2 protein-coding genes are annotated in these 999 nt (G+C 79.5%); both read left to right on the top strand.

Annotated elements, in window-relative coordinates; translation table 11 throughout:
* Positions 1 to 808 (top strand): hypothetical protein (locus tag N866_RS21760; RefSeq protein WP_216699504.1); only part of this gene is annotated, 808 nt, incomplete at its 5' end.
* Positions 808 to 999, top strand: a 192-nt coding sequence (locus tag N866_RS19050) for a hypothetical protein (RefSeq protein ID WP_034229852.1), incomplete at its 3' end; no start/stop codon positions are given. The genes N866_RS21760 and N866_RS19050, both read left to right, overlap by 1 nt.

Raw genomic sequence — 999 nt, 5'->3', positions numbered from 1 at the left:
CACGACGACGGCGCTCGGCCTGGCCGTCCCGCTCGGGCTCGCCGCCGTCGCGACCGGCCTGCTCGACCTGCCGGACGCCGCGTGGGCGGTCGCCCTGCAGGCGTGGGTGACGCTCGGGCTCGCCGTCGGCGTGGGTCGGTCGGACCGCGGCGCGCTCGCCGGTGCGACGGTCGGCGTGCTGCTCAGCGGCGCGCACCTGACCCTCGGCGCCGTCCTGCCCTCGGTCCAAGTCGACGCGGTGGTCGCGGTGGCCGCGGTCGTCGTCGTGGGGCTGCTGCCCGGCTACGCGCTGGCCGCGGCGGGCCTCACCCGCCTCGACGACGCGGTCATGGACGGCGGCCGCACACCCCCGAGGGAGCGGGTCCGCCGGACGCTGGACGAGGCGTACCGCGCCCTGACCTGGAGCGCGCTCGCGGTCGCCGTGGCCCTCGCCCCGGCCGCCGGTGCGCTGCTCCGGCACGGCGACGGCGGGGCGCTGGCCCTGGGCGTCGTCGTCCTCCTCGTGGCGGCGCTGCGGACCCGAGGGCTGCCGCTGCGCGCCCAGGCCGGTGCCGTGTGGGCCGCCGTCGTCGTGGCCGCCGCGGTGCTCCTGCTGGGCCGACTGGAGGATGCGCCGGCCCTGGTCGCCGTCGTCGCCGCGGTCGGCGGGCTCACGGCAGCGGTGACCGCCGGCCTGACGCCCTCCGGGCAGCAGCGCGCGCGGCTGCGTCGACTGGGTGACCGGGTCGAGCTGCTCGCCGTGCTGGCCGTCGTACCGCTGCTGCTGGGCGTGTTCGGCGTCTACGGCAGCCTCCTCGAGGTGTTCTGATGCCGCCCGCCGGGCTCGGTGCCGTCGCGGACCGGGCGGCTCAGCGCCTCCTCCGGCCGACGGCCTGGGCGCGTGAGCTCGCGGAGGTCGACGAGCTGCTGGGCCGGCGGGTCTCGACGAGCCGGCGGGTCGCCCTCGTCCAGGCCGACGGCGGCGCCGGGGCGACCACCACGCTGGCGCGCGCCGCGACG

It is taken from the genome of Actinotalea ferrariae CF5-4, assembly GCF_000603945.1.
GTDB classification, from domain to species: domain Bacteria; phylum Actinomycetota; class Actinomycetes; order Actinomycetales; family Cellulomonadaceae; genus Actinotalea; species Actinotalea ferrariae.
Note: the sequence above shows the minus strand (reverse complement) of the source record. Positions and strands in the feature narration are given on the sequence as shown.